Below are 15,153 nucleotides of genomic sequence, written 5' to 3' on the forward strand. Positions count from 1 at the left end.
CTTGTCAAAAGGCTGAATAGTTGGTAAAAAGGAAAGGAGGTAGCTTTAGGCTACCTCCTTTCCTTTTGTCGACTTTATTCGAACGTTTTATGATACCCCGGATACTTCAGCAGCCGCATCCAGAGATATATCGGGGAACACTTGGGGCTAACGCAACGCCCCGGCAGATCCGGATGCTGCTGCAGGCCGAGTACCTGGACTCGCTTGTCGAGAAAGTGGTAAGCGGATACCTCGAATACGACCGCGCAGGTTTCAGCGATTCTGAAGCAGCCGAGCGGGGGCTCCAGGCGGTCTGCTGTTAATGAAGAATCCCAATGCACACCGGAGGATGGCCAAACCGAACCGCGCACATTGTAACAACTTTGGCCTTTGAAAAATCTTATGATAGCAAAAGCGTCAATCAAGCCTGTCCGGAATCGCTGCCTTTGTGGCATTTGATCAAAAAGAACGGATACTCTTCCTCAATTCGCATGGTTTCAAACAATCCGGCATCGCCAAACTCTTCATCAATGGAATCCTGATCGTAAAAAAACATCCTGATACCGTCAAAGACCTCATAGTAATCTTTACTGATGAGACGACCTTGTCCGTAGGTACGGGCTTGCTTCGAGATCGCTGTAAATAGCATATACCCTCCATCAGCGAGCTGACGATAGCAATCCTGAATAAGTTTGGCTCTTTCCTGCCTGTCGAACAGATGTATGAGACCGTAGCAGAAAATGCCATCATAAACCGCTGCGTCGAAAGGCATATCTGTTACTGAACCCTGAAAAATGGCTATGCTGGTTCCGTACTGCCTCCGGGCAAGTTCAATAGCTGTCCCGGAAATTTCTATGCCTGTTACTTCCATGCCGTTCCGGGCGAAAACGTGGGCATTACGCCCGTAACCGATGCCGGGCACGAGTATCTTCTTTACCGCTTTTTCCAGAAAAAAGTCGTTGGCCAATACCGCTGAATGTGCAGGCTCAAAACCCCAAATCGCCTGTCTTCGCCTGAATGTGTTTTCCCAGATCTCAGCCATCTATCTGCAAATTTTATCGGCTAACACTTCACACCTGAACCCCAACGCGTTCACAATGGCGATGATCCGATCCGAATCAATGTCAATTCCTTCGACCCGCAGTATGGTATGACCACAAGGGAAGGCTCTCCCTGGCCCGGATTGTTCCATATCCAGGTTGAACCGCAGGGATGGCAGATCGATCGTCAGAAATTCTGTCGTTTGCCGGGACTGTTCGACGTCACCAATAGTCGTGATAAATACTTCTACCATGAGACAAAGCCGCCTACCCGACTACGTGTTGCCGGGTAAACTATTTTCAGAGCGGCATTACAAACGTAAGCAAGTGTCTCATAAAATGCAACAATGTTGCATTTTATGAGACTATCTTGGGATGGTTTACCAGACCTTAGGCCGCTGCGAAGACGTTGCCCTCTTGTTCAAACAGACCCTAGCCAATCATCGCGCTCTCTTTGACGACCACCTTATGGTAGCCGTTGGGCGAATTCATTTGGTCAATGTGCTAGAAAAGGTAAATCGGTCAGTCGAAGCATTTGTACTCCTACAACAGTCGGAAAACACGTTCGCGCAACACCTAGGCGAACAACATCCGAATACGATAAACGCACGCTCGGAACTTAAAAAAATAGCCGATCTACTGAAAAAATAAATCATCCTCCGTAGTAGCGACGTAAGCAGCAACTATCCTGTTTGGTATAAATTCCGATCTTATCTTGTTGTGGAAGTTGCTTTTAACTTCCCTCAAGGCATGTATACCCTCTCACCAAACGAACGTTTTATGAGACCGCAGAATCCTGTAACCGGCGGGCCGGAATAATTCCATCCCGGATCCGGCAATTCCTTTGGAGAACATGCAGCATGAAATACCTCCCAGAAAATCCGGGCACCGATGCAGGCTCAGCCATACGGAGGCGGCCGAGCCGCGTTTCTCCATCACACTCGTTTTCCCAAGACCTTTTTAAAAAGTCCACCCGGACTTGAAGTTCTCCGCTCTTGGAATAAAATTCTTTCTCCTTTGTATTCTCAGTGTTATTTCCGTTCGTCGGAACGTCCTTGCCGAACGCTAACTCCGCCTTTTCCCAAACTCCCGTTTCCAGGCCGCAGTCTGCGTGGGATGAATCTCATACCTGGAAGCTGGTTTCTGGACAGTCTGAACCTCTTTGATAGCTATTTTGGCCTGGAAGCTTGCTTCGTTCAGGGCAAATCAATTTTAGAATGGCAAAGGATTGATTTTATTAACTTTGCCGCATGCTAAACGAAGAAAGGACTGGAATTCCCGGATTGAATGAAGTGGACCTTCGACTGAAGGGTTTTAAAGTTCATGCCCTTCCGGAATCAACAGAAATCCCGGTCAAAGCCGGGCGGCGCGACTTTTACAAAATGGGTTTGGTCCATGGCGACATGACCATTAACTATGGCGGCCAGCTACTGGACATCAAAGGCACTGCGCTCTTTTTCGTCAACCCGCAGGTACCGCACGCGCTGGTCCGCCGTATCAACCGTACCAGTGGTTACGCATGTATCTTTACCGAAACCTTCCTCAATGGGCGGGACTTACAGGACTCCCCGCTTTTCAAAGTCGGCGAAAATCCGGTTGTAACGCTGAATGCAGAACAAGCCGCATTTATGACCGGTCTTTTTAAGAAAATGTTGTCCGTTTACGACGGCGACTACCTTTATAAAGGCGATCTGATCAAAAACTACATTGCGCTCATCATCCACGAGGCCCTTCGAATACAGCCTGCGCAGCATGTCTCTACCTTTAGAAATGGCGAAAGCCGCATTTCACACCAATTCACTGACCTTCTCGAAAAGCAGTTTCCGATAGAGCGCAGCGACGAACCGCTCGGCTTGCGCAGTCCGCAGGACTATGCCAGACATTTAAATGTACATGTCAATTACCTGAATCGGTCAGTCAGGGAAACGACGGGCAAAACCACTTCGGCGCATATATCTGCACGGATTATTGCCGAGGCAAAAGCACTGTTGCTACACAGTGATTGGGCCGTCGCCGAGATCGCTTACGCGCTTGGGTTTGAATACCCTGCCTACTTTAATAACTATTTTAAACGCCTGACTGGCAGCACGCCGAACACATTCCGGAAGGTTTGAAAATCATAGTTATTGGTTTGATATTGATTGGCTGTCCGCCCAGCTGCGGCCTAGTTTTGCCTTATCATTATTAAATCACTCGACAATGAAAATTTTAGTAACAGGAGCAACAGGAAAAATAGGCAGCCGTTTAGTTCCTCGCCTGATAGCCAAAGGCTTTGATGTATCGATATTGGTCAGGGACGTGACAAAGGCCCGCGATCTGATAGAAGTTGGCGCGACACCCATAACCGGCGACCTATTCGAACCAGCCACCTTGCCGGCGGCCGTTTCCGGTATGGATGCCGTGGTCCACCTTGCCGCGCTCTTCCGGACCTTTACGGATAACGAAGGTATCATCAAAACCAACCGCGAGGGAAGTATCGCATTAGCGCAGGCTGCACACCAAGCCGGTGTCAAACGATTTATTTTTACCAGCACCTCCAATGTATACGGTTCGGGTTACCACCGCCCGGCAAAAGAAGACGAACAGGTTGATATCAACGATCCACGTCCTTACTCGTCCAGCAAGATCGCCGCAGAAAGGGAATTGATCGGGATGCAGCAAAACCAGGGGTTGGACGTCCGTATCTTGCGCCTCGGCTTCGTTTACGGGGATAAAGACCCGCACATCGCCGAAATTATCCCATATATTAAAAAGCTGAACATGCATTCAGGGTCGCGCATGCATATGGTACATCACCTGGATGTTGCGCAGGCGCTGGTACTGCTGCTCACCACCGAAGGGTTGGACGGAGAGATCTTCAACCTAGCCGACGATGCACCGATCACGTTGTACGAACTGGCTGATTCTGTCGGAAAAGCAGCAGATACCTTTGATGGAATAGAAGGCCCCCTTAACGACCCCTTCCAGGGTGTTCAGGATATTTCCAAACTCCGAAGGAAAACCGGCTTCCGGCCATTGGTGCCAAGCTATTATGTGGCCCGCGATCTTGATATTTTGTAGCCATTCAGTATGATCGTGGTGGTGGTGTGAAGGAGAAATAGATTTTCAGGCAAAAAGAAGGGGGGCTGTCGCGGTACCGACAGCTCCCCCCTTTCTTTTTATCGCAAATTGAACGGTCCGGGTTTGTGATTATAACCTCTTTACGCTGACAATCACCGGCGACCTCTCCCGTCGGGTACCCCATGCCCTCTGCCCCATGCCCCCTGCTATTTCTTCACCACCACCATCTCCACCCGCCGGTTCAGCCGGCGTTCCTGCTGGCTGCGGCCGGTCGTCAGCGGAACCGTGTCTCCGAAGCCCTTCGTCTGCACGCGGGCCGCTTCAATGCCGTTGGAGATCAGGTAGCGCTTGACGGCTACTACCCGCTCGATCGACAGTTCCATGTTCTTCTCCGGATCGCCGATGGCGTCGGTATGTCCTTCAAGGCGGATTTCGACGGTAGGATTATTCTTCAGCCAGCTGACTACCTGATCGAGGTCGACGCGTGATTCCGGCAGCAGATCGGCCTTACCCGTTTCGAACAGGATATTCTTGAGTTCTATCTTGTTTCCTACTTCCGGTTTGAGGTCTTCGATCTTCGGCGCTTCAACCGGTTTGGGTTCTTCTGCCGGCGGGGCGACGGGCGGAGCGGGTTTTTCAACCGGTTTCAGCAGAAAATCCTGATCAATGTCCTTTTCTTTCGCGTCGACAGTCGCGGAGGCCGCTTCATATCCCGGTACATGCACAGATACCTGATATTTGCCGGCGCGAAGATTTTTGCGGAATACGCCTGTTCCCGCAATGGTCCGGACGGTATCTGCTTTTGCACCCTCCTTCCGCACGGCTACTTTCGCCTGCAGCGGTTCTTTGGTAACGGCGTCGAGTATCTGTCCGCTCAGGAGTACTGTCAGCGGTGGCGGCGTAGCGGCAGGTTTTTCGACCGGTTTGGTAGCCGGAGCCTTGGGTACAGCCGGTGTTTTCAGGTTTTTCTTCTTTTTCGGAGCCGGATTTTTGATGTGGACGTTGAAAAAATTCCAGCAGGTCCAGCGGTTTCCGCTCCGGCATTCGCGCAGGTCAAATACTTCCAGGCCGGGTTCCAGGCGCTCGTAGTAAACCCGGAAATTCACCACGTCTCCCGGCTGAACGATCCGGTAGTTCGGGCGGGTCGGTATCCCTTCCGTCCGCACAAAAGCAAAAGAATACAGGCGGCCGTAAGCATTGGCCTGGAGCTCGCTCATCGGGTCGATGCCGATGCTTTCTTCCACGCTTTCAAACAGGTTTCTCTTCCGGTCTTTCAGCGAAGGCACCGGCGCTTCGAACCGCATGTGGAGAATGGTAAAGTCTTTGGTCAGCTCTACCCGGGTGATGATCACATCCGATTCGGGAGCTTCTTCCACTCTCGGTTTCACAGTGACCTGGGCCAGGGAAATCCCCGTCCAGAAAAGAAATACGTACGCTAAGAACAATCGCTTTTTCATGGTAATGGAATACGGCTGGTCCGTCCACTCCTGTCAACGACAAAAGGCGCGGAACTTATCCGGCGAAAGTTAACAAAATATCAGGTGGTGAATCAAGCCACGAAAAAAGCCCTGCCAGGAGAACCTGACAGGGCTTTTCAAGACCAAGAGATACCCGTTAAAGAATGGCTTCCGCCAGCACGAGTACCTTATTGTTGAGGACTTCCACGACGCCACCGTCGACAGTAAAGGTCTGCTGTCCTTCCTTGCCATCGACGACCACCTCGCCCTTCCCGATCGTACTGACCAGCGGGGCGTGGTTGTTCAGAATCTGGAAAGCACCCTGCGTCCCCGGAAACGAAGCAGCGGATGCCTCGCCAGCGAAGACTTTTTTATCGGGGGTGATGATTTCGATGAACATAGTAGAGTTTGGAGTTTAGAGTTTGGAGTTTAGAGTTCGGAGCTCCAGGTTTCCCGGCAAACTCTAAACCCTAAACCCTAAACTCAAAAACTTATTTAGATGCTTCAGCCAGCAGCTTCTCTCCTTTCGATACCGCATCTTCGATGGTACCGACGAGGTTGAAGGCAGCTTCGGGCAGGTGATCGTACTCACCTTCCATGATCTTGTTAAAGCCTTTGATGGTTTCTTCGATGGAAACGAAGACCCCTTTCAGACCGGTAAATTGCTCGGCCACGTGGAAAGGCTGGGACAGGAAGCGTTGTACGCGGCGTGCGCGGGCAACGGTCTGCTTGTCTTCTTCCGACAATTCGTCAAGACCAAGGATGGCGATGATATCCTGGAGTTCGTTGTAGCGCTGGAGGATCTGCTTCACACGCATGGCGCAGTTGTAGTGCGCGTCGCCGAGTACGTCCGGGCTCAGGATCCGGCTGGTCGAATCCAGCGGGCTCACAGCCGGGTAGATACCCAGGGCAGACAGCTTACGATCCAATACCGTGGTGGCATCCAAGTGAGCAAACGTCGTCGCCGGAGCGGGGTCAGTCAAGTCATCCGCAGGTACGTAAACGGCCTGTACGGAGGTGATGGAACCACGCTTGGTAGACGTAATACGTTCCTGCATCGCACCCATTTCCGTTGCCAGCGTCGGCTGGTAACCTACGGCAGACGGCATCCGGCCGAGAAGAGCGGATACTTCAGAACCTGCCTGGGTGAAGCGGAAGATGTTATCGATGAAGAAAAGGATATCGCGTCCCTGGCCTTCACCGTCGCCGTCACGGAAGTGCTCGGCAACCGTCAGACCGGAAAGTGCTACGCGGGCACGTGCTCCCGGAGGCTCGTTCATCTGACCGAACACGAGGGTAGCCTTGGAATCTTTCAGGGCCTGATCGTCTACTTTGGAGAGATCCCAGCCGCCTGCTTCCATCGAGTGGGTGAAATCTTCACCGTACTTGATAACGCCTGATTCGATGAATTCGCGGAGGAGGTCATTTCCTTCCCGGGTACGCTCACCGACACCGGCGAATACGGAAAGACCACCGTAAACTTTCGCAATGTTGTTGATCAGCTCCTGGATCAATACCGTCTTACCTACACCGGCACCACCGAAGAGACCGATTTTACCCCCCTTTACGTAAGGTGCGAGGAGGTCAATGACTTTGATTCCCGTAAACAGAACTTCCGTCGACGTAGCCAGCTCGTCGAATCTCGGAGCGGCGCGGTGGATGGAAAGGCTATCCTTGGAAGAAGGCTGCGGCATGCCGTCGATGGCCTCTCCGACAACGTTGAAGAGACGACCGCGGATTCCTTCGCCTGACGGCATGGAAATCGTCGTTCCCAGGTGCACTACCTGCTCCCCTCTGGAAAGTCCTTCGGTCGCGTCCATTGCAATCGCCCGGACACGGTCTTCGCCGAGGTGTTGCTGAACTTCCAGAATAACTTTCTGACCGTTGGATTTCGTTACTTCGAGGGCATCAAGGATAGCCGGCAGGAATGAACCTTCTTCTTCGAAACTCACGTCTACAACCGGTCCGATCACTTGGGTAATCTTACCTTTATTGACTGCGTTTGCCATTGAATATGAGTAGTTACTGGGAGATTGCGAAAATTTCCCGCAAAAATAGGCTACGTTTCCCGGAATGCCAAAGTCGTTATTGGATATTTCCGGGAATATCTCCGAAATAACACGCGTTCCGGCACTAAACCGGCTCCGCGTCCGTTCCCGGCGGCTTCCGGGCCTTATTTTTGCGTCATGATTCCTGCCTTTTCTCCCTTCACGCTCAACTGCCGCGGCCGGCTGATTTCCCTCGAAACGCCTGCCGTGATGGGCATTCTCAACGTTACTCCCGACTCGTTTCACACCGGAAACCGGTTCGGAAACGAAGCCGCCCTCCTCGAAAGGGCGGAAAAAATGCTCTCCGAAGGGGCTGATTTTCTGGACATTGGCGGCTATTCTACCCGCCCCGGCGCAGCCGACATTTCTCCGGAAGAAGAAATCCGCCGCGTCGCGCCCATTATCACCGCCCTGGCCAGACGGTTTCCGGAAGCGGTGATTTCCGTGGATACCTTCCGGGCGTCTGTGGCGCGCCAGGCGGTCGACGCCGGCGCGGCCATCATCAATGACGTATCAGGCGGGCTCCTCGACGATGCCATGTACGAGACCGTCGCCGCCCTTCAGGTGCCCTACATCCTCATGCACATGCGGGGCACGCCGCAAACGATGGCCGGGCTCAATCAATACCGGGACCTCATCCCGGATATCCTCGACGAGCTTCACCCTAAAATCGCCAGACTCAGGGAGTTGGGAGTGAAGGACCTCGTCATTGACCCGGGTTTCGGGTTCGCCAAAAATGCCGATCAGAACTACCAGCTGCTCCGCCAGGCCGACGCCTTCCATGTCTTCGGCATTCCGTTGCTCATCGGGATTTCCCGGAAAAGCATGATTTGGAAAAAATTGGGAATTCCGCCGGAAGAAGCGCTCAACGGGACGACCGTCCTCAATACCATTGCCCTTCAGAAAGGAGCCCACATCCTGCGCGTCCACGATGTCCGCGAAGCCCGCGAAACCATCCGCATACTCGGCTGGCTGGGCGGGTGAACGGGGGAAAAGGGCTATATTTGGAGCTGTAGGCGGTAAGCTACAGGCTTTAGGCAGTGAGCTGCCGGTAAAACATGGCTTGCGTTTTTCTTGTATTTTGCTTCTGTTTTATGGATGTTCCGAATGTGATGCGTCCGCTTAAAGCTTACAGCATAAAGCTTAACGCCCAAAAGCCCCAATCATCCCTCTCAATCCAATGGCATCCACTTTTTTCCTCAACGGGGATTTTTTACCGGAAGAGCAGGCCAGGCTCGGCGTCAACGACCTGGGCCTGCTGCGCGCGTTTGGTATTTTTGATTTTTTCCGGGCAACAGACGGGCAGCCGGTCTTTCAGGAAGACCACCTGGACCGGTTCGAGCGCTCCGCTCAGCTCATGGGTCTTGCCCTGCCGGAAAGCCGGGAACGTCTCCGCGAAATCATCGCCGAGCTCATCCGCCTCAACCCCCATCCCCTGCTGGGACTTAAGCTGGTCCTGACCGGCGGATATTCTCCCGACGGATTTGCCCCTGCCGACCCCAATTTCTTCGTCATCGCCAAACCGTTCGAGTTCAAAAACCCGGACGTGGGCCTGCATTTCATGAGTGTGGATCACCAGCGGCAACTGGCCGAGGTGAAATCGCTCGACTACCTCCTTCCGATCTACCTCCTCCGGAAACAGCGTGAAATCGGCGCTGACGACGTACTGTATTACAAGGACGGCCTCGTTACGGAGTCTTCCCGGTCCAATATTTTCATTGTCAAAGACGACAAAGTCATCACGCCGGCCTCCGGCATGCTGAAGGGAATTACCCGCAAACACATCCTTGCATTTGCCGGCGGGCAGTTTGAGGTAGAAGAGCGGGATGTGACCCTCGCCGAAACCCTGGCAGCCGATGAGCTTTTCACGACGGGCTCGACGAAACGCATCGTGCCTGTCACCCGGGTCGACAACCGCCCGATCGGCACGGGTACACCCGGCCCCGTCACCCGCAAACTCTACGAACTGTTCCTGAATTACGAAAAACGTTGAAACAACTCCTCTTCGGATGGGCGCTGACGCTCCTGCTGGCGGGCCAGGTATCCGCTCAGGCTCCGGCGTGGGAGTCCCTCCGCTGCGACAGTACCCGGAAAGTCGGTACGCTGGATGTATATGACCTTGTACTGCCGGTCTACCGGACGGATACCCTGCGGGAACTCGCGGCTACTGCAAAGAGAGTATGGGCGTTTGTCACCCGCGCGGACGGCCAGGTACTCTCTCTCGGCAGCTACGACCGGCGCGATTCACTCCGGCCTTCTTCCGGCGTTGACGCCCTGCAAAAACGCGCCTACCTCTCCGCCCTCGTCGAAGATCCGACGGTCCTCTACAACCGGTGGGCCTGGCTCCTCGATACCACCCGGCAGGTATTTCTGACGCGGCGGGACGCGCTCGTCGACTCCATGCGACTGCGCATGCCCAACTACGAAGTCCGGGTGATCTCCGATCTCCGGAGCGCGGAATTACAGAACCGCCTCCTCGGTCGCGGCAGAAGCATGGCGCCGGTGTCGTTTCACCAATTGGGACTGGCTGCCGACCTGGGGATCTTCCGGCGCGGGCGCCTCGTCCGCAATACCGGTCCGTATGACCTCATTGGCGAACTCGCGCCGCATTGGAACCTGTACTGGGGCGGAAATTTTGTCGGATTCATCGATCCTCCTCATTTTCAGTACCATTACAACGCGGCTGCTTTCCTGAGGCAGTTTCCGGCGCTGCGATTCGAGTTTGAGCCGTTTTACGAGTATTACCTCCGGCGCGTGCGGCAGAAGATCGAAGCCGGAAAAGAAACCGACGTGGAAGATACCAAAGCGCTTCTCGTCGTCCTGAACGAATTCCGGACGCAAATGCCCTGCCCCTGTCTGGTGCGCGCCGCCGCTCAGGCCGGACCCAATGTATACCTTCCCTCAGGTACGATAACCGAACAGGATCTCGTTCTGGCCGGAAATCTGCAAACCCAGACCCTCTCCGTCTGGCTGGGTAACAATTTAATAATCTCCTATCGTTTAGGAATCTGGCATTGACGTATCAATTATTTCAAAAATCTCTCTACTTTGGCAGCCGATTCGCCCGTAATAGTTCCCAGCAATGGGAGCCTTTCGGGGGAGTAAAGTAGTATTTTCTAACTATCAACCTAAAACCCAATCATCTCATGGGACTGATTTCATTCATGAAGGGTGTCGGCGAAAAGCTGTTCGGCAACAAGGAAGAAGAAGCTAAAGTAGCAGCCGCTAAGCCGGAAGAAGTAGAACCCCTCCGTGCAAGTGCCCTGCTTCAGAAAGTAAAATCACTCGGCCTGGCATACCAGACCCTGACAGTGAAAACGGCCGGCTCAACGGTCGTACTCGAAGGTCAGGTCGAAAACCAGGAAGACGCCGAGAAGATCGCTCTCGCCGTTGGTAACGTAGAAGGCGTGGATCAGGTAGACAACCGCCTTCAGGTTGCTGCTCCCAAGCCGGAAGCGCAGTATCACACCGTCGAAAAGGGTGATACCCTGTCCAAAATTGCCCAGACTTATTATGGCGATATGATGAAGTACCCCGTGATTTTCGAAGCCAACAAACCGATGCTCACCAACCCGGATCTGATTTACCCGGGTCAGGTGCTCCGGATCCCGGCGCTCTGATAGCGGAATACCTTTTCAGAAAAAAGTCTCTTTCGGTTCCGGAAGAGACTTTTTTTTACGTCTGGCTGCCGCCAATCAACTGTTTCCGTTTTGACGATCAGAGGGAAACGGGCGTATATTTCACTCTCCGTCGGACCTTTCGGACAGTCGATAGCCGAAAGCTGAATGCCGGCAGCCGTTCCGAAACCGCGTCGCCTAGTGAGATCAGTCAAAGATTATGTCAACCTCGGCCATAACAAGGTCGAAAACCACCTCAAGACCCAGCAAAGCGAGCTGAAGGAGGAGCTGAAACCCACCGATACCGTCACCTACCGGATCGGGCAGTTTCTGTGGACCAATTTCTTCGGTTTCGTTTACCACTATGTAAAAAGCCGCTTCGGGCGACGGCACCCCTACTCGGCCTATCCGAAACAGGATGATTCAGGCGTGTACCGCATTCCGCCCGTGGCGTCGTTTGCTCTTCTGTCTGACTGGGCCTCCGATACCGAAGAGTCCGATAAAGTCGGCCGTCTGGCAGCCCGGTATGAGCCGGATTACAGCATTCACCTGGGCGACGTCTACTTTGTCGGCACACAAAAAGAAGTCGCAGCCAACTTTCTGATTCCGGAGGCTTCGTGGCCCTGGGGCCGCTGCGGCAGCCTGGCGCTGTCGGGCAACCACGAGATGTATTCCAACGGAAGGGCTTTTTTCGAAACGCTGCTTCCGAAAATGTGGATTGAGCAGAGTGGCATCCGGGTCGTACAGAAAGCCGGATTTTTCTGTCTGGAAAACGACTATTGGCGGGTAGTCGGGCTGGATACGGGCTATACTTCGGTCCGGAATCCGGTGATGGAAATTCTCCGTCCGCCGGACTGCCGCCTGAAAGACGCACAGCTGCACTGGCTACGTGACCAGGTCCGGCTGGGCAATCCGGAAGACCGCCGCGGACTGCTTTTCCTCAGCCACCACCCTCCTTTCTCGGTTTTCCGGGAAGCTTTTCCGGAGCCTGCCCGGCAGTTGGTCAGCCTTCTCGGCGCTGCCAAACGGCCCGCCGCCTGGATATGGGGGCACGAACACCGGCTGATTGTGTATTCCGGGCAGCCGCTCAGCGGTGAATGGCCGGTTCACGGTCGCTGCATCGGGCACGGAGGTATGCCGGTGGAGCTCGACGAGCCTGCGGATATTTCACCGATTGTTTTCCGGGACGACCGCATTCGTACCCGCCTGAAACGTAAAAACCTCGGATACAACGGCTTCGCCTATCTCCGGCTGGATGGCCCCGAAGCCCTCATTCAATATGTTGACCTGGATAATACCCTTGTGTACCAGGAAGTACTGCGGATTGAGGAGGGAGCGGTAGTAGTAGAGGGATAGAGGAAGCGTTTTCGGGAGGTATTCGTTTTCAACATAATCGGGATGAAGCTGCTTACGACCGGTCAGTTTTTCGGTATGACCAACCAATCGCTGCAACTGGGGGGCCTGAACCTCACGGACACGGAGTATACCCATCCGAAGGTCGACTGGCACTACCACGAAAATGCCTATTTCACCTTTATTCTTCAGGGACGGGTGTTGGAAGGCAACCGGAAAGAACGCTACCACTGCACGGCCGGCGATCTGCTGTTTCACCACTGGCAGGAACCGCATTACAACCTGAAACCCAAAGGGTTTACGCGTGGCTTTCACGTTGAACTGAAACCGGAATGGGTCGCGGAATATGACCTTGCTGCCAGTTTGCCGGAGGGCAGTATCCGCTTCAGACACCCTGCCGTCAAATTGCTGATGTACCGCATCTTCGCCGCGACGAAAGCGAAAGGAACGCTCGCCGCTGCGGAGGTAGACAGTCTGCTGCTGGAACTGTTCGCTACGGCTTCCGGAAAAGCAGGGATCAGTACCCGTACAGTGCCGCAATGGGTACATCTGCTCGAAGAATTTCTTCAGGAAGATCCTGACAGTCATCTGCTTAGCCTCTCGCAACTGGCGAGGCAGGCCGACGTCCATCCTGTTCATTTATCGCGCGCTTTTCCGGCCTATTTTCAGTGTACGCTCGGCGACTACCTCCGGCTGCTGAAGGTACAGCGGGCTTCCGGTCTTCTGGCAGACCCGAACCACTCGCTCGCGGCGATTGCAGCCGACTGCGGTTTTGCGGACCAGAGTCATTTCATCCGTACCTTCCGCCGCCACCAGCATACTACGCCTTACGCCTTTCGGAAATTACTGGGAGGATGTTAACAGCGTTCTATTTTCCGTCATTCCTTGTCGCCAGGTTTGCAGTATGAATGTATTTCTTAGAATCTGCCTCGTACTCCTGCTGCCTGCCTTGCTCCATCAGGGATTTGCACAAACGATCCCTGCCGGCAGGCTGGTGTTTACCGGCGCGGCCGTCACGCCATCAGAACTAAAGGAACAGGATGTACTCAAACACCTGACGCTCACGCCGAAAAGCAACCTGTTCATGACGGTCTTCCTCGAAAGAACGCTGAGCAGCTACCTGCACGACCTTGCCCCGGCACTGTCCGCTGATTCCCTCTCCAAAATCGGGAATTATCAGTTTTCCTTTCTGATGGACGGCAAACTGATTTATCAAACCGAATTACTACCCGGCGCCCCGAGGCCCGCGCAGCAGCAAGCCGACCTTTCCTGGAACAAACCGCTCATCGACAATCAGCACGAAGGTGCCTGGTGGAGCCAGTCGGCGTGGAACCGCTTTCTCTTTTACGGCGGAGACAGTACCCTGACCGACGGTCCTCATATCCTGAAAATCATCCTGAAACCGTATGTGAAAACGCCCCGCCTGATCGTCGGTGAAGTCATCGCAGAAGGGCAGCTCGATTTGCTGGTCAAGCGGCATCCGGACGTGAATACTGCCTCGGTATCACTGACACGGGTGATCCCGGGGGAAGGACTGCCGGTATCAAACGAGCCGTTTGACTACAACCGGATCCGGAAGCTGAAGGCCTATATCGAAGCAGACGTCTTCCGGCACATTACCAGTATTGTCGTTCTGAAAAAAGGAAAAATTCTGGTGGAAGAGTACTTCAACGGCAGCACGCGCGACAGCCTGCACGATGTTCGCTCGGTCGGAAAATCCTTCGCGTCCACCCTGACCGGTATGGCGCTGGCGGACGGTTATCTTTCGTCTACCGGCCAAACCCTGGGTACCTTTTATCCCCTTCAATCCTATCAACACTACTCGCCTGCCAAAGCCGCTGTAACGCTGCAAGAACTATTGACGATGCGCTCGCGCTTTGATGGCGACGACGGCGATCCTACCTCGCCCGGCAACGAAGAGAATATGTACCCACAGTCCGACTGGGTGAAGTTCACGCTGGATCTTCCCCTGGATACCGTTAAATACCGCGGGCAATGGCACTATTTCACCGCGGGCGTCATGCTGCTGGGTAGTATACTGGACAAAGCTATTCCCGGCGGCCTTGAGGCATATGCCGACAAAAAACTATTCAAACCGTTGAAAATCAATACCTATCAATGGATGTATACCCCCCAGCATGTACCGAGTACGGCCGGTGGTATCCGCATGAGGGCTATTGATTTTGCGAAGTACGGGCAGCTATATGCCAACGACGGAAACTGGAACGGCCGTCAGCTGTTACCCAAAAGCTGGGTTCGGCAGACCTTCTCCCGCCAGACTCAAATTCCCGGGAGAACCCAGGAATACTACGGCTTTCTGTTCTGGAATAAAACCTTCCGGAGCGAAGGCAACTCCTGCGAAACCTACTACTGCTCCGGAAACGGCGGCAACAAGATCTACGTCCTGAAAGACCCCGGCCTGGTAGTCGTCATCACCGCCACAGCCTACGGCAGCGGCTACGCCCACAGGCAGGCAGATCAGATACTGGAGGAGTATGTGTTGCCGGCGGTGTCGGGGTTGGGAAAATAGTTTAGGGTTTAGAGTTTGGGGTTTGGGTGCGGAAGTCGGGTGGATGACACCAACTCTAAACCCTAAACT

Annotated in this window: 14 protein-coding genes; 10 read left to right on the top strand and 4 right to left on the bottom strand. The window is 53.8% G+C overall.

The features are described from left to right. Positions 1–89: 89 nt before the first annotated feature. Entirely contained in the window at positions 90–302 is a 213-nt protein-coding gene (locus tag BLR09_RS12085; protein ID WP_093202232.1) for a hypothetical protein, read from the top strand. A gap of 98 nt (positions 303–400) precedes the next feature. Here BLR09_RS12085 and BLR09_RS12090 read toward each other — a convergent pair whose 3' ends face one another. Continuing rightward, a complete protein-coding gene (locus BLR09_RS12090) occupies positions 401–1,021 on the bottom strand; it encodes a class I SAM-dependent methyltransferase (RefSeq protein WP_093202235.1) in 621 nt (206 codons plus the stop codon). A 1,248-nt stretch (positions 1,022–2,269) separates the two neighbouring features. Here BLR09_RS12090 and BLR09_RS12105 point away from each other — a divergent pair. Continuing rightward, positions 2,270–3,133, top strand: a complete 864-nt coding sequence (locus tag BLR09_RS12105; protein ID WP_245689915.1) for a helix-turn-helix domain-containing protein — start codon at positions 2,270–2,272, stop codon at positions 3,131–3,133. A gap of 85 nt (positions 3,134–3,218) precedes the next feature. Further along, a complete protein-coding gene (locus tag BLR09_RS12110) occupies positions 3,219–4,079 on the top strand; it encodes an NAD-dependent epimerase/dehydratase family protein (RefSeq protein ID WP_093202243.1) in 861 nt (286 codons plus the stop codon). A gap of 206 nt (positions 4,080–4,285) precedes the next feature. Here BLR09_RS12110 and BLR09_RS12115 read toward each other — a convergent pair whose 3' ends face one another. From BLR09_RS12115 to atpD, 3 genes are all read right to left on the bottom strand, one after another. Further along, positions 4,286–5,536: an OmpA family protein gene (locus BLR09_RS12115; protein ID WP_093202246.1), complete on the bottom strand. Its 1,251-nt coding sequence runs from the start codon at positions 5,534–5,536 to the stop codon at positions 4,286–4,288. A 157-nt stretch (positions 5,537–5,693) separates the two neighbouring features. Then, positions 5,694–5,936 (bottom strand): F0F1 ATP synthase subunit delta/epsilon, encoded by a 243-nt coding sequence (locus tag BLR09_RS12120; RefSeq protein WP_093202248.1) that lies wholly within the window; start codon positions 5,934–5,936, stop codon positions 5,694–5,696. A 91-nt stretch (positions 5,937–6,027) separates the two neighbouring features. Further along, positions 6,028–7,545 (bottom strand): F0F1 ATP synthase subunit beta, encoded by a 1,518-nt coding sequence (gene atpD, locus BLR09_RS12125; RefSeq protein ID WP_093202250.1) that lies wholly within the window; start codon positions 7,543–7,545, stop codon positions 6,028–6,030. Between the two features lie 177 nt (positions 7,546–7,722). On the opposite strand from atpD, the gene folP reads away from it, so the two are divergent. From folP to BLR09_RS12160, 7 genes are all read left to right on the top strand, one after another. After that, a complete protein-coding gene (gene folP, locus BLR09_RS12130; RefSeq protein WP_093202890.1) occupies positions 7,723–8,568 on the top strand; it encodes a dihydropteroate synthase in 846 nt (281 codons plus the stop codon). A gap of 196 nt (positions 8,569–8,764) precedes the next feature. Beyond that, a complete protein-coding gene (locus BLR09_RS12135) occupies positions 8,765–9,577 on the top strand; it encodes an aminotransferase class IV (protein WP_093202251.1) in 813 nt (270 codons plus the stop codon). Further along, the gene (locus BLR09_RS12140; RefSeq protein WP_093202254.1) at positions 9,574–10,602 is read left to right on the top strand and encodes a M15 family metallopeptidase; all 1,029 of its coding nucleotides are present in this window, start codon (positions 9,574–9,576) and stop codon (positions 10,600–10,602) included. The genes BLR09_RS12135 and BLR09_RS12140 overlap by 4 nt, the downstream gene beginning before the upstream one ends. A 128-nt stretch (positions 10,603–10,730) precedes the next feature. After that, positions 10,731–11,204: a peptidoglycan-binding protein LysM gene (lysM, locus tag BLR09_RS12145; RefSeq protein WP_093202255.1), complete on the top strand. Its 474-nt coding sequence runs from the start codon at positions 10,731–10,733 to the stop codon at positions 11,202–11,204. A 198-nt stretch (positions 11,205–11,402) separates the two neighbouring features. After that, positions 11,403–12,557, top strand: a complete 1,155-nt coding sequence (locus tag BLR09_RS12150) for a metallophosphoesterase family protein (RefSeq protein WP_245689916.1) — start codon at positions 11,403–11,405, stop codon at positions 12,555–12,557. 42 nt (positions 12,558–12,599) lie between these two features. Next, positions 12,600–13,415: a helix-turn-helix transcriptional regulator gene (locus BLR09_RS12155; RefSeq protein WP_093202261.1), complete on the top strand. Its 816-nt coding sequence runs from the start codon at positions 12,600–12,602 to the stop codon at positions 13,413–13,415. A 43-nt stretch (positions 13,416–13,458) separates the two neighbouring features. Then, on the top strand, positions 13,459–15,084 hold the full coding sequence (locus BLR09_RS12160; RefSeq protein WP_093202263.1) for a serine hydrolase domain-containing protein: 1,626 nt from the start codon (positions 13,459–13,461) through the stop codon (positions 15,082–15,084). Positions 15,085–15,153 lie beyond the last annotated feature (69 nt).

This window comes from Siphonobacter aquaeclarae (assembly GCF_900103285.1).
Taxonomy (GTDB): Bacteria; Bacteroidota; Bacteroidia; order Cytophagales; family Spirosomataceae; genus Siphonobacter; species Siphonobacter aquaeclarae.